Source organism: Cyanobium sp. Candia 9D4, assembly GCF_024346155.1.
GTDB classification, from domain to species: domain Bacteria; phylum Cyanobacteriota; class Cyanobacteriia; order PCC-6307; family Cyanobiaceae; genus Cyanobium; species Cyanobium minutissimum.
Genome location: NZ_JAGQCK010000003.1, coordinates 230,529 through 246,513, shown reverse-complemented (window position 1 = coordinate 246,513; position 15,985 = coordinate 230,529). Strand labels below are relative to the sequence as shown.

Annotated in this window: 16 protein-coding genes and 1 tRNA gene; 10 read left to right on the top strand and 7 right to left on the bottom strand. The window is 68.6% G+C overall.

What is annotated here, in order from left to right:
- Positions 1 to 125: 125 nt before the first annotated feature.
- Together KBZ08_RS09460 and KBZ08_RS09455 are read left to right on the top strand one after the other, a co-directional pair.
- Positions 126 to 818 carry a DNA-3-methyladenine glycosylase gene (locus tag KBZ08_RS09460; protein ID WP_254972527.1) on the top strand — a complete coding sequence of 231 codons (693 nt, stop codon included), beginning with the start codon at positions 126 to 128 and terminating at the stop codon, positions 816 to 818.
- Positions 815 to 1,825, top strand: coding sequence for an aspartate carbamoyltransferase catalytic subunit (locus tag KBZ08_RS09455; protein ID WP_106220770.1), 1,011 nt, complete (start codon positions 815 to 817; stop codon positions 1,823 to 1,825). The genes KBZ08_RS09460 and KBZ08_RS09455 overlap by 4 nt, the downstream gene beginning before the upstream one ends.
- Before the next feature lie 33 nt (positions 1,826 to 1,858).
- Here the strand turns inward: KBZ08_RS09455 and KBZ08_RS09450 are convergent, their stop codons facing one another.
- From KBZ08_RS09450 to KBZ08_RS09435, 4 genes are all read right to left on the bottom strand, one after another.
- Positions 1,859 to 2,197 (bottom strand): DUF565 domain-containing protein, encoded by a 339-nt coding sequence (locus tag KBZ08_RS09450; protein ID WP_106220769.1) that lies wholly within the window; start codon positions 2,195 to 2,197, stop codon positions 1,859 to 1,861.
- Between the two features lie 319 nt (positions 2,198 to 2,516).
- Positions 2,517 to 2,714 carry a hypothetical protein gene (locus KBZ08_RS09445; RefSeq protein ID WP_015109473.1) on the bottom strand — a complete coding sequence of 66 codons (198 nt, stop codon included), beginning with the start codon at positions 2,712 to 2,714 and terminating at the stop codon, positions 2,517 to 2,519.
- Positions 2,715 to 2,758: 44 nt separating this feature from the next.
- Positions 2,759 to 2,920, bottom strand: a complete 162-nt coding sequence (locus KBZ08_RS09440; protein ID WP_106220768.1) for a PCP reductase family protein — start codon at positions 2,918 to 2,920, stop codon at positions 2,759 to 2,761.
- A 57-nt stretch (positions 2,921 to 2,977) separates the two neighbouring features.
- A tRNA-Ala gene (locus KBZ08_RS09435) sits at positions 2,978 to 3,050 on the bottom strand.
- Positions 3,051 to 3,096: 46 nt separating this feature from the next.
- Between KBZ08_RS09435 and KBZ08_RS09430 the strand changes: the two genes are divergently transcribed.
- Entirely contained in the window at positions 3,097 to 3,315 is a 219-nt protein-coding gene (locus KBZ08_RS09430; protein ID WP_106220767.1) for a DUF2555 domain-containing protein, read from the top strand.
- Positions 3,305 to 4,576 carry a bifunctional phosphopantothenoylcysteine decarboxylase/phosphopantothenate--cysteine ligase CoaBC gene (gene coaBC, locus KBZ08_RS09425; protein ID WP_254972524.1) on the top strand — a complete coding sequence of 424 codons (1,272 nt, stop codon included), beginning with the start codon at positions 3,305 to 3,307 and terminating at the stop codon, positions 4,574 to 4,576. The genes KBZ08_RS09430 and coaBC overlap by 11 nt, the downstream gene beginning before the upstream one ends.
- On the opposite strand, the gene KBZ08_RS09420 is transcribed toward coaBC, so the two are convergent.
- The gene (locus KBZ08_RS09420) at positions 4,542 to 4,916 is read right to left on the bottom strand and encodes a hypothetical protein (protein ID WP_106220765.1); all 375 of its coding nucleotides are present in this window, start codon (positions 4,914 to 4,916) and stop codon (positions 4,542 to 4,544) included. The two genes, coaBC and KBZ08_RS09420, sit on opposite strands and share 35 nt — an antisense overlap.
- Positions 4,917 to 5,028: 112 nt before the next feature.
- On the opposite strand from KBZ08_RS09420, the gene psbO reads away from it, so the two are divergent.
- From psbO to KBZ08_RS09400, 4 genes are all read left to right on the top strand, one after another.
- On the top strand, positions 5,029 to 5,841 hold the full coding sequence (gene psbO, locus KBZ08_RS09415; protein ID WP_254972521.1) for a photosystem II manganese-stabilizing polypeptide: 813 nt from the start codon (positions 5,029 to 5,031) through the stop codon (positions 5,839 to 5,841).
- Between the two features lie 144 nt (positions 5,842 to 5,985).
- The gene (sat, locus tag KBZ08_RS09410; protein ID WP_254972519.1) at positions 5,986 to 7,167 is read left to right on the top strand and encodes a sulfate adenylyltransferase; all 1,182 of its coding nucleotides are present in this window, start codon (positions 5,986 to 5,988) and stop codon (positions 7,165 to 7,167) included.
- Positions 7,168 to 7,233: 66 nt separating this feature from the next.
- A complete protein-coding gene (ftsH3, locus tag KBZ08_RS09405) occupies positions 7,234 to 9,078 on the top strand; it encodes an ATP-dependent zinc metalloprotease FtsH3 (protein ID WP_015109466.1) in 1,845 nt (614 codons plus the stop codon).
- Between the two features lie 49 nt (positions 9,079 to 9,127).
- The gene (locus KBZ08_RS09400; RefSeq protein ID WP_396122400.1) at positions 9,128 to 9,697 is read left to right on the top strand and encodes a bifunctional 4-hydroxy-2-oxoglutarate aldolase/2-dehydro-3-deoxy-phosphogluconate aldolase; all 570 of its coding nucleotides are present in this window, start codon (positions 9,128 to 9,130) and stop codon (positions 9,695 to 9,697) included.
- Positions 9,698 to 9,706: 9 nt separating this feature from the next.
- Here the strand turns inward: KBZ08_RS09400 and aroC are convergent, their stop codons facing one another.
- Entirely contained in the window at positions 9,707 to 10,795 is a 1,089-nt protein-coding gene (aroC, locus tag KBZ08_RS09395) for a chorismate synthase (RefSeq protein ID WP_106220761.1), read from the bottom strand.
- Positions 10,796 to 10,933: 138 nt separating this feature from the next.
- Positions 10,934 to 12,013: a photosystem II q(b) protein gene (psbA, locus tag KBZ08_RS09390; protein ID WP_015109068.1), complete on the bottom strand. Its 1,080-nt coding sequence runs from the start codon at positions 12,011 to 12,013 to the stop codon at positions 10,934 to 10,936.
- 276 nt (positions 12,014 to 12,289) lie between these two features.
- On the opposite strand from psbA, the gene KBZ08_RS09385 reads away from it, so the two are divergent.
- A complete protein-coding gene (locus KBZ08_RS09385; protein WP_254972517.1) occupies positions 12,290 to 13,861 on the top strand; it encodes a photosystem II high light acclimation radical SAM protein in 1,572 nt (523 codons plus the stop codon).
- A 151-nt stretch (positions 13,862 to 14,012) separates the two neighbouring features.
- Positions 14,013 to 15,974 carry a calcium-binding protein gene (locus KBZ08_RS16340; protein WP_261359256.1) on the top strand — a complete coding sequence of 654 codons (1,962 nt, stop codon included), beginning with the start codon at positions 14,013 to 14,015 and terminating at the stop codon, positions 15,972 to 15,974.
- Positions 15,975 to 15,985: the final 11 nt, after the last annotated feature.

The window sequence follows — 15,985 nt, the reverse complement described above, 5'->3', positions numbered from 1 at the left end:
GTTATCCCTTGGTTAAGACCTGGTTAAGCCAGCCGAGTCCCTCCCCGCCGTACCAAGGGACACGGGATGCAAAACGCAACGGAAAAGCCAGCGACCTGGCTGCAGACTCGGCCGGAGGCCGCCCCATGGTGACCAGCCGCCACGCCCCTCCGGTTCCTCCCCTCCCCCCGTCCTTCTTCGCCCGCCCCGCCGAGGTGGTGGCCCCGGAGCTCATCGGCTGCCTGCTGCTGCGGCGTCAGCCGTCGGGCGCCCTGCGCTGGGGCGTGATCGTCGAAACCGAGGCCTACTGCCAGAGCGAGCCGGCCTGCCACGGCCACCGCCGCCGCTCGGCGAGCAACGACACCCTCTTCGGGGAGCCCGGCCGGTTCTACGTCTACCTCACCTACGGCGTGCACCACTGCGTCAACGTGGTCACCGGCCGTCCCGACTGGGCCAACGGGGTGCTGCTGCGGGCGGCCGCCCTGCCGGGGGAGCCGGAGCGGGCGGCGGCCGGCCCCGGCCTGCTGGCCCGCTGCTTCGCCATCGACCGCCGACAGGACGGCCGGATCGCCGCGCCGGCCTCGGGCCTGTGGCTGGCCGCGCGGCCGCCCGAGGTGGCGGCGCTGCTGGAGGGGCCAGGGCCCCAGGGGGAGGCGCCGCTGCTGCAGACCCAGCGCATCGGCGTTTCCCAGGGGCAGGAGCTGCCCTGGCGCTGGTACCTGCGCGCCAGCCGCAGCGTCAGCCGGCGCGCCCGCGGCGATCGCACGCCCCGCCAGGATGGGCTCGCCGCCCTGCTGGCCTCTACGGTTGGAGCGTTCGACGGGAGCAGAACGCCTTGAGCGGCTGGAGTCACCGCCATGTGCTCGACCTGGCATCCTTCTCGGTCGACGACTTCGCCACCGTTCTCGAACTGGCCCAGCGCTTCCGGGCCCTGCCGGTGGCCGGCGCCCGGCGCCTGCCTGCCCTCCAGGGTCGGCTGATGACCAGCCTCTTCTTCGAGCCCAGCACCCGCACCCGCAGCAGCTTCGAGCTGGCCGCCAAACGGCTCTCGGCGGAGGTGCAGAGCTTCTCGCCGTCGTCGAGCTCCCTCAGCAAGGGGGAGAGCCTGCTGGACACCGCCCGCACCTACGTGGCGATGGGCGCCAACATCCTGGTGGTGCGCCACCGCTGTGCCGGGGTGCCCCACAGCCTGGCCCGCGACCTCGACCGCTGCGGCGAGCGGGTGTCGGTGCTCAGCGCCGGTGACGGCCTGCACAGCCACCCCAGCCAGGGCCTGCTCGACCTGTTCACCCTGGCGCGCCACTTCGAACCCGAAGCCCCCTCCCCCGCCAGCCTGCGGGGCCGCCGCATCGTCATCGTCGGCGACGTGCTCCATTCCCGGGTGGCCCGCTCCAACCTCTGGGCCCTCACCGCCTGCGGCGCCGACGTGGTGCTCTGCGGGCCGGCCACCCTGCTGCCCGACTGCTTCGCCGACTTCGTGCTGGCCCCGCCGCCGGGCCAGGGGGCCGACCCGGTGGCCGCCCGGGGCCGGGTGCGGGTCGAGCGGCGCCTGGAGGAGGCCCTGCCCGGGGCTGATGCCGTCATGACCCTGCGTCTGCAGAAGGAGCGGATGCAGCAGCACCTGCTCACCAGCCTGGACACCTACCACCGCCAGTACGGGCTCAGCCACCGGCGCCTGGCCCTCTGCGGCGACGCCGTGCCGGTGCTGCACCCCGGCCCGGTGAACCGGGGGGTGGAGATCGCCGGTGAACTGCTCGACGATCCCGGCCGCAGCCTGGTGGAGGAGCAGGTCCGCAACGGCATTCCGATCCGGATGGCCCTCCTCTATCTGCTGGCCGCCGTCTGAGGGCTCAGCCCGTCGGAAGGCGTCTCGGGCCCCTCAGAGCAGCTTGAAGCCATCCAGCAGCAGGCCGTAGAGAAGGCCCATGCGGGCCATGTCCAGCACCTGCAGCCGCAGTTTCAGCGGCTGGGCCAGTAGCCGGCCCCGCAGCCGGGCCGCCACTTCGATGGCCAGCACGCACACCAGGGCGCCGAGGGGATCGAACAGGGACAGGGCACCGGTGATGGAGCCGACGCTGCCGCCGATCACGAAGCCGCCCAGCAGCACGATCAGCAGCAGGGAAAGGCGGCGCCAGGGATTTTCAGCCCAGGCCTCCAGCAGGTTGCCGGACTGGGTGATCCGCTGCTGAAATCGGGTCTGCTGGAAGCGGGGAGGCAACGGTGCGAACCTGCCGCTGGGTGGAAAGGGGGAGCAGGGGGCTCACCACCCGAGGGTGGAAAGCCACTGGCGGTGATCCCCATCACCCGGCCCAATCCCTGCGATCTCTTGTCTACACCATCTCTGGCGTCTTGACAGCATTTTCCCCCCACCGATAGGGGATGCCAATAAAAAAGCCCGAGGCCGAGGCCCGGGCGGGGTGATGGGGACGACACCAGCAAACCAATCTCCAGCGGGTCGGGCAAGGGGGGGCAGCCGCTGACCGGAGCGTCCCTGCAGGGGCTTGACGGGTGGCGTGGTCGTTCTCAGACGTCGCGATTCAGCCGTCCCCGTCCTTCTTGCGGGATCCCTTGCCTTCCAGCAATTCCAGCAGGGCTTCCATCTGGGCCATCACCCCCCGCACCTCACCGGCCTCCGGCAGCAGGCCGTCCTCCATGACGCCCTGGTGCATCTCCCGCAGCTCCTGGCGGATGTAGCGCAGATGACTGACAACCTGTTCGCGCTTGGACTGCGACATTGAGCGGGCCCCTGATCAACCCCCTCTTTTACCCCATCGCCGATTCACTTCCGTCCGAACCGCTCCTTGGCCTGCTGGTAGAAGGCGAGATCCACACCGTCCAGCCCAGCCTCGCGGGCCAGGGATTCGATCTTGCGCCGGATGATCGGCCGCACCAGGAACGGGATCTCCTTCAGGCTGGTTTCGGCGTCGCTGCTCCAGTCCATCGGCAGGTGTGGGCGTGGGCCTGGGCTGCCGGGAGCCCGGCCGGGGAGAATGGTGGATGGAGAATAGGGGACTCGAACCCCTGACCTCTGCGGTGCGATCGCAGCGCTCTACCAGCTGAGCTAATTCCCCTTCGATCGCCATTATCACCATCCCGTCCCCCTCCCCGGCCGCCCCCTTGGTTGATTCCAGCCTGTCCATCACCCCCGAGCGGCTCGCGGCCTTCGATGAGGCGTCCATCGCCGAGCTCGCCCGACGCCTCGAGGACGACGACTACCCCACCCCGTTCGCGGGCCTGGCCGACTGGCACCTGCTGCGGGCCCTGGCCATCCACCGCCCCGACCTGATCCGGCCCTATGTCCATCTGGTGGATCAGGAACCCTTCGATGAGGAGTGAGGAGGACGCCCTTGCGGGACGGCGGGTGCTGGTGCTGATCAGCGGCAGCATCGCCGCCGTCAAGCTGCCCCAGCTGGTCAGCGCCCTGGTGCAGCGGGGGGCCCTGGTGCGCTGTGTGCTCAGCCCCGCCGCCGAGCGGCTGGTGAGCGGGGTGGCCCTGGCCAGCCTCAGCCGCTCCCCCTGCCACATCGAGGCCGACCAGTGGAGCCACCGGGAGGCCCGGCCCCTGCACATCGCCCTGGCCGAGTGGGCCGAGGTGGTGCTGCTGGCCCCCCTCAGCGCCACCAGCCTGGCCCGCTGGGTGCACGGCATGGCCGACACCCTGCTGGCCAGCACCCTGATCGCCTGCGAGGCCCCCGTGGTGGCCGCCCCGGCCATGAACAGCGCCATGTGGGCCGCCCCTGCGGTGCGCCGCAACTGGCGGGAGCTGCAGGACTGGGGGCGGGTGCTGCCCCTGGAGCCGGGCAGCGGCCTGCTGGCCTGCGACCGGGTGGGTGATGGGCGCATGGCGGACCCGGCGCTGCTGCTGCTGGCGCTGGAGTCGGTGCTGCTGGCCGGCTGCCGCCGCGACTGGGCCGGGCGCAGCCTGCTGGTCAGTGCCGGCCCCACCAGGGAGGCCCTCGATCCGGCCCGCTGCCTCACCAACCCCAGCACCGGACGCATGGGCGTTCTGCTGGCCCAGGCCGCCCGCCTGCGCGGCGCCAGCGTCGATCTGGTGCATGGCCCGCTGGCGGTCGATCCGGCCTGGCTGGAGGGTCTCCAGCGCCACCCCGTGGTCACCGCCGCTGAGATGGAATCGGCCCTGCTGCGGCTTCAGGGGGGCGCTGACGCCATCGCCATGGCCGCCGCCGTCGCTGACCACCGTCGCCGCAGCCCCGAGGGCCACAAGCTCCCCAAGGAGGCCCTGGAGGCCTCCCTCACCGGTGGCTGGGAGCCGGTGCCCGATCTGCTGGCGGCCCTGGTGCAGAGCCGGCCGCCGGCCCAGGCGATCCTGGGGTTCGCCGCCCAGAGCGGTGAGGTGCTCGAAGAGGCCCGCGCCAAGTTCGCCCGCAAGGGCTGCGATCTCCTGTTCGCCAACCCGATCGACCGCCCCGGGGCGGGGTTCGGGTCGGCCGGCAACGAGGGCTGGCTGCTGGGTCCGGGATCCGGGGAGCGCCGCCTGGAGCCCATGGGCAAGCTGGCCCTGGCCCACCGGCTGCTCTCAGCGCTGGCGGAAGCGGCGACCCTCAGGACTCCGGTTCGGGCGCCAGCAGATCCATGAACGTGCGCAGCTGCAGCCGGGGGATGTAGGGCCAGCCGCCGCTGCTCTCCATCTCGGAGAGCAGGGTGAACAGGCCGTTGCGGTCGCCGGGGAGGCTGCTGCGGAAGGGGCCGTCCTGGATGGTGCGGTGCAGGTGCTCGATGCGGCGGAGCAGATCGAGCAGGGCTTCGGGCTGCTCGGCGCGCTGCTCGGCGATCCTCAGCAGGGTGTCGAGGGCCCCCTGGAGCTCGGGGTCGGCGGCTGGGTCGAAGGCTGGGTCGGGCGCGGGTGCGGACGCGGTTGCGGACTGCGGCGGGGAGGGCGTGGATTCGTCGATCGGGTGGGTGCGGCTCAGGGTCATCTCCCTCTCATACAGGTTGTTGAGAGCCCACGCAAGCCACCTGGAATGGGCGTTTTGCACCGGTAGGATCCCGGCCAGCCCAGTTCCCGTTCCGTCTCTGCGGCTTCTCCCCATGCGTTTCCGTCCCCTGCTGGCCCTCGTGCTGGCTCTGTGCCTGACCCTGGTGTCCGCATGCAGCGGCGGGGCCAAGGCCGTTGATCGGGCCAACCTCACCTACGAAGACATCCACAACACCGGTCTGGCGAATGACTGCCCGACCTTGCCCGATTCCGCCCGCGGCACGATCTCCCTGGATCCCTCGGCCACCTACCAGCTCAAGGAGATCTGCATGCACCCCTCCGAGGTGTTCGTGAAGGGGGAGCCCGCCAACAAGCGCCAGGAAGCCCAGTTCGTCGCCGGCAAGATCCTCACCCGCTACACCTCCAGCCTTGATCAGGTCTACGGCGACCTCAAGGTCAGCGGTGACAAGCTCACCTTCAAGGAACTGGGTGGCATCGACTTCCAGCCGATCACCGTGCTGATGCCCGGCGGTGAGGAAGTGCCCTTCATGTTCTCCAGCAAGGAGCTCAAGGCCTCCGCCGCCGGCACCGCCTTCTCCACCAGCACCGACCTCAAAGGCGAGTACCGCGCCCCCAGCTACCGCACCAGCAACTTCCTGGATCCCAAGGGCCGCGGCCTGACCACCGGCTACAGCAGCGCCGTGGGTCTGGTGCCCGCCGGCGATGAGTTCGCCGGGGAAACCGTCAAGCGCTACGTGGATGGCTCCGGCACCATGGACCTCTCGATCACCAAGGTCGATCCCAGCACCGGCGAGTTCGCCGGGGTGTTCACCGCCATCCAGCCCTCCGACACCGACATGGGCACCAAGGCCGTCGTCGACGTCAAGATCACCGGCGAGCTCTACGGCCGCCTCGAGCAGGTCTGAGTCCAGGGCAGGGCCCTACCCTGCTCCCCGACAACCCGTTGATTCCAGGGGCCCGCGGGCCCCTTTTTTTTGGCCGCCCTTTTCACGGCCGAAGGTTGGTCTGGGAGGATGGGCCCATTCCCTGTGCAGCCCCGGCCCGTCGCCATGACGCTCGCCAACACCGCCGCCCGCTCCGATCTGATCGCCCCCCACGGCGGCAGCCTCGTCGACCTGATGGTCCCCCCCGACCAGCGGGAAGCGGCGGTGGAGGAGGCCCGCGCCTCGGTGGACAGGGTGCTGGAGTGCAGCCACCGCAACGCCTGCGACGTGGAACTGCTGATCGTGGGTGGCTTCTCGCCCCTGCGTGGCTTCATGCACCAGGAGGACTACGACGCGGTGGTGGCCGGCCACCGCACCACCAGCGGTCTGCTGTTCGGCCTGCCGATCGTCTTCGACACCGACGACGCCTCCGTCGCCGTGGGCCAGCGGCTGCTGCTCACCTACCAGGGCCAGGACCTGGCCGTGCTCACCGTGGAGAGCCGCTGGGAGCCCGACAAGGTGGTCGAGGCCAAGGGCTGCTACGGCACCACCTCCCTGGAGCACCCGGCGGTGCGCATGATCGCCACCGAGCGGGGCCGCTATTACCTGGGCGGACGGCTCCAGGGTCTGGCCCTGCCGCGGCGCGTCTTCCCCTGCAGCACCCCGGTGCAGGTGCGCGCCACCCTGCCGGCGGGCCAGGACGTGGTGGCCTTCCAGTGCCGCAACCCCATCCACCGGGCCCACTACGAACTGTTCACCCGCGCCCTCGAGGCCCCCAACGTGAGCAAGGACGCCGTGGTGCTGGTGCACCCCACCTGCGGGCCCACCCAGGAGGACGACATCGCCGGTGAGGTGCGCTTCGCCACCTACGAACGGCTCGCCGCCGAGGTGGACAACCCCCGCATCCGCTGGGCCTACCTGCCCTACGCCATGCACATGGCCGGCCCCCGGGAGGCCCTGCAGCACATGATCATCCGCAAGAACTACGGCTGCACCCACTTCATCATCGGCCGCGACATGGCCGGCTGCAAATCGTCCCTCACCGGCGAGGACTTCTACGGCCCTTATGAGGCCCAGGACTTCGCCCGGGACCAGGCCACCGAACTCGGCATGGAGACAGTGCCCTCCCTGAACCTCGTCTACACCGAGGAGGAGGGCTACGTGACCGCCGAGCACGCCCAGGCCCGGGGGCTGCACATCCGCAAGCTGAGCGGCACCCAGTTCCGCCAGATGCTGCGCGGCGGCGAAGAGATCCCGGAATGGTTCGCCTTCCGTAGCGTGGTGGAGGTGCTCAGGGCCGCAGCCTGAGCCCCGTCCGACCCCGGACGCCGATTAACATTCTGTTACTTTCATTCTCACACAGGAGACAGGGTCGTGAAGAAACGCTGGCGCAACGCGGGGCTCTACGTGCTCCTGGTGATCGTGATGATCGCCGTGGGCACCGCCTTCCTGGAGCGGCCCGATCCGGCCCGCGCCCCCCGCACCCTGCGCTACAGCGACTTCGTCGAGGCCGTTCAGGCCAACGAGATCTCCCGGGTGCTGATCTCCCCCGACCGCGGCACCGCCCAGGTGGTGGAGAACGACGGCCAGCGCGCCGTGGTGAATCTCGCCCCCGACAAGGACCTGCTCAAGCTGCTCACCGACCACAACGTCGACATCGCCGTGCAGCCCAACCGGGAGCCGGCGGCCTGGCAGCAGGCGATCGGCAGCCTGATCTTCCCGCTGCTGCTGCTCGGTGGCCTCTTCTTCCTGCTTCGGCGCGCCCAGGGCGGCGGCGGCAACCCGGCCATGAACTTCGGCAAGAGCAAGGCCCGGGTGCAGATGGAACCCCAGACCCAGGTCACCTTCGGTGACGTGGCCGGCATCGAGGGCGCCAAGCTCGAGCTCACCGAGGTGGTCGACTTCCTCAAGAACCCCGATCGCTTCACCGCCGTCGGCGCCAAGATCCCCAAGGGTGTGCTGCTGGTGGGCCCTCCGGGCACCGGCAAGACCCTGCTGGCCAAGGCCGTGGCCGGCGAGGCGGGCGTGCCGTTCTTCTCGATCTCCGGCTCGGAGTTCGTCGAGATGTTCGTGGGCGTCGGCGCCAGCCGCGTGCGCGACCTGTTCGAGCAGGCCAAGAAGAACGCCCCCTGCATCGTCTTCATCGATGAGATCGACGCCGTGGGCCGCCAGCGCGGCGCCGGCCTCGGCGGTGGCAACGACGAGCGGGAGCAGACCCTCAACCAGCTGCTCACCGAGATGGACGGCTTCGAGGGCAACACCGGCATCATCATCGTGGCGGCCACCAACCGTCCCGATGTGCTCGATTCGGCCCTGATGCGGCCGGGCCGCTTCGACCGCCAGGTGGTGGTCGACCGTCCCGATTACGCCGGCCGCCTCCAGATCCTCGGTGTCCACGCCCGCGGCAAGACCCTCGCCAAGGACGTCGACCTCGACAAAGTGGCTCGCCGTACCCCCGGCTTCACCGGTGCCGACCTGGCCAACCTGCTCAACGAGGCGGCCATCCTCGCCGCCCGCCGCCAGCTGGCCGAGGTGTCCATGGATGAGGTCAACGACGCCATCGAGCGCGTCATGGCCGGCCCGGAGAAGAAAGATCGGGTGATGAGCGAGCGCCGCAAGCGCCTGGTGGCCTACCACGAGTCCGGCCACGCCCTGGTGGGCGCCCTGATGCCGGATTACGACCCCGTCCAGAAGATCAGCATCATTCCCCGCGGCCAGGCCGGCGGCCTCACCTTCTTCACCCCCAGCGAGGAGCGCATGGAGTCGGGCCTCTACTCCCGCTCCTACCTGCAGAACCAGATGGCCGTGGCCCTCGGGGGCCGGGTCGCCGAGGAGATCGTCTACGGCGAGGACGAAGTCACCACCGGGGCTTCCAACGACCTCCAGCAGGTGGCCCGCGTCGCCCGCCAGATGGTCACCCGCTTCGGCATGAGCGACCGTCTCGGCCCTGTCGCCCTGGGCCGCGCCCAGGGGGGCATGTTCCTCGGCCGCGACATCGCCGCCGAGCGCGACTTCTCCGAGGACACCGCCGCCGCCATCGACGAGGAGGTCTCCCAGCTGGTGGCCGACGCCTACCGCCGGGCCACCGAGGTGCTGCTCGCCAACCGGGCCGTGCTTGATGAGCTGGCCGAGCTCCTGGTCGAGAAGGAGACGGTGGACGCCGAGGAGCTCCAGGAGCTGCTCATCTCCCGCGATGTGACGGTGGCCGCCTACGTCTAGGCCTCCCTGCGAGTCCCTGATCCAGTCTCTGCACCACCAGCCCCTGCTGGTGGTGCTTCGTGCTGAGCAGCCAGCGCTCCTGGCCCCCCAGCTGGGCCAGCTGGCTGCGCTGGGGGTGCGCCATGTGGAGATCGCCTGGGGGCCTGGGTCGGCCTGGATCCCCGAGTGCCGCTCCTTGATCGAAGCGTTCCCCGACCTGCGGCTGGGGGCGGCCTCGATCTGCACCCCCGCGGCCCTCGCCGCCGCCCTGGAGGCCGGTTTCTCCTACGGCGTCTCCCCCGTCCTGGAGCCTGAGCTGCTGGAGACGGCGGCCATGGCCCGCTTCGCCCTGGTTCCCGGGGTGATGACCCCCACGGAGGTGAACCGGGCCCGCTCCCTGGGCTGTCCGATCGTCAAGCTGTTCCCCGCCGCCAGCGTCGGCATCGGCCATTGGCGGCGCCTGCGGGATCCCCTCGGCCCACCGCTCCCCTTCTGCATCGCCGCCGGCGGTCTCGGTCCCGGCGATGTGCGTCCCTGGCTCGAGGCCGGGGTCGGTGCCGTCGCCCTGGGCTCGTCGCTGGTGGCCCAGGGGCCGGAGCTGCTGCGGCAGGTGCTGACTGACCTGCCGCAACGGCCCTGATCGGGCGGATCACCAGAGGCTGCACTGGCCCTGCTGGCGCAGCAGGTGATCGGCCAGCACGAGGGCCACCATCGCCTCCACCATCGGCACGGCCCGGGGCAGGACGCAGGGATCGTGGCGTCCCTTCGCCGCCAGGGTGGTGGCGGCGCCGGTGGCATCGATGGTCTGCTGCTCCTTGCGGATCGTGGCCGTGGGCTTGAAGGCCACCCGCAGCTGGATCTCCTCCCCGTTGCTGATGCCCCCCTGGATGCCGCCCGAGTTGTTGGTGGCGGTCCGCAGGCGGCCGTCGTCGCTGGGCAGGAAGGCGTCGTTGTGCTCGCTGCCGCGCAGCAGGGTGCCGCCGAAGCCGGAGCCGATCTCAAAGCCCTTGGTGGCCGGCAGCGACATCACCGCCTTGGCCAGGTCCGCCTCCAGTTTGTCGAACACCGGCATGCCCAGACCCACCGGCGGCCGCCGCACAAGGCATTCGATCACCCCGCCGCAGGAATCCCCATCGCGCCCGATCGCCTCGATGCGCTCGATCATGCGCTCAGCGGTGGCGGCGTCGGGGCAGCGCACGATGTTGGCCTCCACCGCCTCCAGGCTCACGCCGGCGGGATCGATCGTGGCCTCGATGGTGTGAATCCGGCGCACCCAGGCGATCACCTCGGTGCCATGGGTGCGGGCCAGCAGCTGTTTGGCCACCGCCCCGGCGGCTACCCGGCCGATCGTTTCCCGGGCCGAGGCGCGGCCGCCGCCGCTGCGGGCCTGGATGCCGTACTTGGCCTGGTAGGTGGCGTCGGCGTGGGAGGGCCGGAAGGCCACCTGCATCTCCTGGTAGTCCCCGGGGCGCTGGTCCTTGTTGCGGACCACCATCGCGATCGGCGTTCCGAGCGTGACCCCGTCGAGCAGACCGCTGAGGATCTCGACCCGGTCCTCCTCCTTGCGGGGGGTGGTGATGCGGCTCTGGCCGGGACGGCGTCGGTCGAGATCGGCCTGGATCTGCTCCAGATCCAGCGGCAGCCGGGGGGGACAGCCATCGATGATCACCCCCACGCCACCGCCGTGGGATTCGCCGAACGTGCTGATCCGGAAGAGATCGCCGAAACTGCTGCCCATCGCACCGCCCTGCCCATCGGGCTTTCCGAAGCAGGGAGCCTACCCAGCCGGACCGCGTCGCCATGAACCGCGTCGCCATGAAAAAACCCCCTGCTCGCGCAGGGGGTTGGAAGGTTCCAGAAATCTGGAGAGGCTGGATCAGCCGATCGCCGGGGCGGTCAGGGCCACAGGGGTGGCGCTGGCAGCGGCCAGGTCGAGGGGGAAGTTGTGCGCGTTGCGCTCGTGCATCACTTCCATGCCGAGGCCGGCACGGTTGAGCACGTCGGCCCAGGTGTTGATCACCCGGCCCTGGCCATCCAGGATGGACTGGTTGAAGTTGAAACCGTTCAGGTTGAAGGCCATTGTGCTCACGCCCAGGGCGGTGAACCAGATGCCGATCACCGGCCAGGCAGCCAGGAAGAAGTGCAGGCTGCGGCTGTTGTTGAACGAGGCGTACTGGAAGATCAGGCGACCGAAGTAGCCGTGGGCGGCCACGATGTTGTAGGTCTCTTCCTCTTGGCCGAACTTGTAGCCGTAGTTCTGGGACTCGCTCTCGGTGGTTTCACGCACCAGGGAGGAGGTCACCAGGGAGCCGTGCATGGCGGAGAACAGGGAGCCACCGAACACACCGGCCACACCCAGCATGTGGAAGGGGTGCATCAGGATGTTGTGCTCAGCCTGGAACACCAGCATGTAGTTGAAGGTGCCGCTGATGCCGAGGGGCATGCCGTCGGAGAAGGAACCCTGACCGAAGGGGTAGATCAGGAACACGGCGCTGGCGGCCGCCACGGGGGCGGAGTAGGCGACGCAGATCCAGGGGCGCATGCCGAGGCGGTAGGAGAGTTCCCACTCGCGGCCCATGTAGGCGAAGACGCCGATCAGGAAGTGGAAGACCACCAGCTGGTAGGGGCCACCGTTGTACAGCCACTCGTCGAGGCTGGCGGCTTCCCAGATGGGGTAGAAGTGCAGGCCGATGGCGTTGCTGGAAGGAACAACAGCGCCGGAGATGATGTTGTTGCCGTACATCAGGGAGCCGGCGACCGGCTCACGAATGCCGTCGATGTCGACGGGGGGCGCCGCGATGAAGGCGACGATGAAGCAGATGGTGGCGGCCAGGAGGGTGGGGATCATCAGCACACCGAACCAACCGACATAGAGACGGTTGTTGGTGGAGGTGACCCACTCACAGAACTGGTTCCACACCGAAGCGCCGGAGCGCTGCTGGAGAGTGGCGGTCATGAGTGCGTAGAAGGAAGACACCGAGCACTGGCGCGCAAACGCCGCGTCGGTGGAAGGAGATGGGGGCGGGATTCCGTCCCCCGCAGCACTGTAACAGTGTGTTGCGGAGTGTGAGGGCCGCCTTCATGAAGAAAAGCTTTGCTTCGAGGTGGGCGCCTCCCGCGACCCCCCTCCCAGGCTCCCCTCGCCGGCCCCCTGCCCCCGGGCGGCCGCCCCCCCACCGGCGGCCCGGGCGCGCTTGTTAGCGTCCGGGGACCCCCTCGAGCCGCGTCAGCCGTGAGCGATCAACGGGTGCTGCTCGTGCGGCTGCCCTGTAATCCGATCTTCCCGATCGGCCCGATCTATCTGGCCGATCACCTGCACAAGTGCTTCCCCACGCTGCCCCAGCGGATCCTGGATCTGGCGGCTGTGCCTCTCCTCGATGTGCAGCGGGTGCTCCTGGAGGTGGTCGACCAGTTCCGGCCCACCCTGCTGGTGTTCTCCTGGCGGGACATCCAGATCTACGCCCCGGTCGATGGCCGGGGCGGCAATCCGCTGCAGAACTCCTTCGAGGTGTTCTATTCCGCCAATCCCCTCAAGCGCCTGCGGGGGGCGATCGGCGGGTTGCGGCTGATGGGTTCCTATTACGGCGAGCTGTGGCGCAACCTGCGGCTGGTGCGCCGGGGTCTGCGGCGCGCCCGCCGGCACAACCCCGGGGCCCGGGTGGTGATCGGCGGCGGGGCGGTGAGCGTCTTCTACGAGCAGCTGGGCCGCGGCCTGCCCATCGGCTCCGTGGTGTCGGTGGGGGAGGGGGAAGGGCTGCTGGAGAAACTGATCCGCCGCCAGTCGCTCGCTGGCGAACGCTGCTACGTGGTGGGCGAGGCCCCCCGTCCGGGCCTGATCCACGAGCAGCCGGCGGGCCTGGAGAAGACCGCCTGCGACTACGCCTACATCGAAGCGATCTGGCCCCAGCTGAACTGGTATCTCGACGGCGGTGACTTCTACGTCGGCGTCCAGACCAAGCGCGGCTGCCCCCACAACTGCTGCTACTGCGTCTACACCGTGGTGGAGGGCAAGGCCGTGCGCGTCAACCCGATCGCCGAGGTGGTGCGGGAGATGCGCCAGCTGTATGACCGTGGCGTGCGGGGCTTCTGGTTCACCGATGCCCAGTTCATCCCAGCCCGGCGCTACATCGACGACGCCAAGGACCTGCTGCGGGCCATTCAGGCGGAGGGCCTTACGGACATCCGCTGGGCGGCCTACATCCGTGCCGACAATCTCGATGCCGAGCTGGCCGAGCTGATGGTGGCCACGGGGATGAGCTACTTCGAGATCGGCATCACCTCGGGCTCCCAGGAGCTCGTCCGCAAGATGCGCATGGGCTACAACCTGCGCACGGTGCTGGAGAACTGCCGGATGCTGGCGGCAGCCGGCTTCCGGGAGCATGTCTCCGTCAACTATTCGTTCAACGTGATCGACGAACGGCCCGAGACCATCCGCCAGACGATCGCCTATCACCGGGAACTGGAGCGCATCTTCGGTGCCGCTTTGGTGGAGCCGGCGATCTTCTTCATCGGCCTCCAGCCCCACACCCACCTGGAGCAGTACGCCTTCGACCAGGGGATGCTCAAGCCCGGCTACGACCCGATGAGCCTCATGCCCTGGACGGCCCGCAAGCTGCTGTGGAACCCGGAACCGATGGGTCGGGTGTTCGGCCGGATCTGCCTGGAGGCCTTTGAGCGCAATCCGGCCGACTTCGGCCGCACCGTGATGGACCTGCTCGAGCGGGAGTACGGCGTGGCTCCCCTGGAGCAGGCGCTGCGGGCGCCGGTGGAGGGGCGCCGGGCCCTGGCCACGGCGACGCTCTGAGCGGAAAGCAACAGGACCCCAGTCACGATTGACGCAACGAACAGTCGTGACTCTTTGGGTCGCCTACCTTTACGGGGCGGTCCAGTGGTGGTTTCAGGCCCCTGTCCTGCAAGCCTGCCCCCACCCAGGCTCCCCCAAGCACTTCCCCAGCATGGCCACCATCAACGTCAATCCGTCCGGCATCCCCTCGCTGCGTGAAGCCATCAATGCTGCAGCGGCAGGGGACACGATCCTGCTGGCGGATGGCACTTACGACACGATCCGGTCCCTGGCCAAGCAGTCCTCGGTCCCCGGGGTGGTCCGATCCTCCGGCTACGCCGTGAGCGGCACATCCGAGGCGGGCACCATCGTCAACGACACCCGCATCTTTCAGAGAAACACGGATGGCCCCAACGGGCCCGGCACGGTCGCGAACCTGACCCTGGACTACAGCGCCGGTGGCCTCGCCGATGGCAACGCCCTGCTGCGGGCCACCTCCGGCGCCTTCGTTGTGCAGGATGTCACCTTCCGAGGCACCCACACCGGCTGGAACGGCAACGGCAACCTCTACATGTCGTTGACCTCGTTTTCGGCCACCGCTCCGATCACGACGCATCTGACCCTGGATGATGTCGCGGTCACGATCAAGGGGCAGGGTGGGTTCAACCCCTTGACCGGGGCTGGAGGTTCCGCCTTCCTTCACAGCTGGAACAACAGTGGCAGCCTTCTCATCCGCGACAGCCTCTTCGATGAAGCCGGCTTTCTGAGCAGCTTCAACATCCTCAATTTCACCGGTTCCGTTGCCGCCGGTTCGGTTCAGATCTCCGGCAATCTGTTCACCCGCTCTGACAACCAGACCGTGGTGCGCCCCACGGGCAATATCCTCGGCAATGTGGCTGCGACGCTGAGCGGCAATACCTTCGAGAATGGCTCCTATCTTGATCTCTATGACGTCAGCAAGCTCATCACGCTGACATCGAACACGTTTTTGACCATTGCCAATGGCTTCGGCCTTCGCATCACTGGCCCCACTGTCGGGGTGCTGCCGATCCTGACCGGCACCAACGTCTTCAGCGGACCGGGCCTGGCGCTCAAATATGTGGATGCCGGCGATAACAAGTCCATCAGCCTCACCGGGACCAGCACCGTCAATGGCACGGCCTTCACCAAGCTCACCGCCGCCGGGCAGGGCAACGACACGCTCTCCCTCGCCGCCGGCTTCGCCGATTGGGTGAGCGGTGATGATGGCAATGATTCCATTTCCACCGGCGACCTGGCCGATGTTCTGCTGGGAGGCGCGGGCAACGACACCCTGACCGGCGGCACCGGTAACGACACCGTCCGCGGTGGGGCCGGCAATGACACCATCAACTACACCGTTGATTCCCATGGTGCCGATGCAGTGGATGGGGGGGCTGACGCCGACACCCTGGCGCTCACCTCTGGTGCGGGCGATCAAATTCTCAACGTCACCTTCAACGGAACGTCCATCACGGCCTTTGAAGGCGGAACTTTGACGAACGTGGAGGCGGTGACGGCCAACCTCGGGGCAGGTACGGGGGATGTACTGCTCTACGAATCGACGCCTGGGGGTGTCACCGTCAACCTGGCACTCGGCACGGCCAGTGGTTTTTCATCGATCGCAGGGATCGAAAATGTGCGGTCCAATGGTGGAGCTGACTCACTCACCGGCGACAGCTCGAACAACAGGCTCAACGGACTCGGAAACAACGACACCATCGATGGTGGCGGTGGCAACGACACCCTGACCGGTGGCCTGGGGGTGGATCTGCTGACAGGAGGTTCCGGAGATGACACCTTCCTCTACACTGCCAGCGCTGAAACCGGTACGACGGCGGCGACCCGTGACAGCATCACGGATTTCGAGGGCGCTGGCGTTGCCGGAGGCGACCTCATCAATGTCAATGCGATAGATGCCAACACTGGCGCGGGTGGCAACCAGAACTTCACCTTCATCGGCAATGCGGCCTTCTCGGCTGCGGGCCAGTTGCGTTTCTTCCAGGACGGCACCAATACCATTCTGGAAGCCAACACCACTGGCGTGACGGGAGCTGAATTCACCATCCAGGTGAATGGCCTGCATACCTTTATCGCCGCCGACTTTGTTCTGTAGGCTCCCTGGCC

What these genes read in the sequence shown, in the direction of transcription:
- KBZ08_RS09440 (WP_106220768.1), bottom strand. Translation starts at nt 2,920, where the DNA reads ATGGACTGGAGCAGCGACGCCGAAACCAGCCTGAAGGAGATCCCGTTC.
- KBZ08_RS16340 (WP_261359256.1), top strand. Translation starts at nt 14,013, where the DNA reads ATGGCCACCATCAACGTCAATCCGTCCGGCATCCCCTCGCTGCGTGAA.
- psbA (WP_015109068.1), bottom strand. Translation starts at nt 12,013, where the DNA reads ATGACCGCCACTCTCCAGCAGCGCTCCGGCGCTTCGGTGTGGAACCAG.
- psbO (WP_254972521.1), top strand. Translation starts at nt 5,029, where the DNA reads ATGCGTTTCCGTCCCCTGCTGGCCCTCGTGCTGGCTCTGTGCCTGACC.
- KBZ08_RS09420 (WP_106220765.1), bottom strand. Translation starts at nt 4,916, where the DNA reads ATGACCCTGAGCCGCACCCACCCGATCGACGAATCCACGCCCTCCCCG.
- KBZ08_RS09445 (WP_015109473.1), bottom strand. Translation starts at nt 2,714, where the DNA reads ATGTCGCAGTCCAAGCGCGAACAGGTTGTCAGTCATCTGCGCTACATC.
- aroC (WP_106220761.1), bottom strand. Translation starts at nt 10,795, where the DNA reads ATGGGCAGCAGTTTCGGCGATCTCTTCCGGATCAGCACGTTCGGCGAA.
- coaBC (WP_254972524.1), top strand. Translation starts at nt 3,305, where the DNA reads ATGAGGAGTGAGGAGGACGCCCTTGCGGGACGGCGGGTGCTGGTGCTG.
- sat (WP_254972519.1), top strand. Translation starts at nt 5,986, where the DNA reads ATGACGCTCGCCAACACCGCCGCCCGCTCCGATCTGATCGCCCCCCAC.
- KBZ08_RS09460 (WP_254972527.1), top strand. Translation starts at nt 126, where the DNA reads ATGGTGACCAGCCGCCACGCCCCTCCGGTTCCTCCCCTCCCCCCGTCC.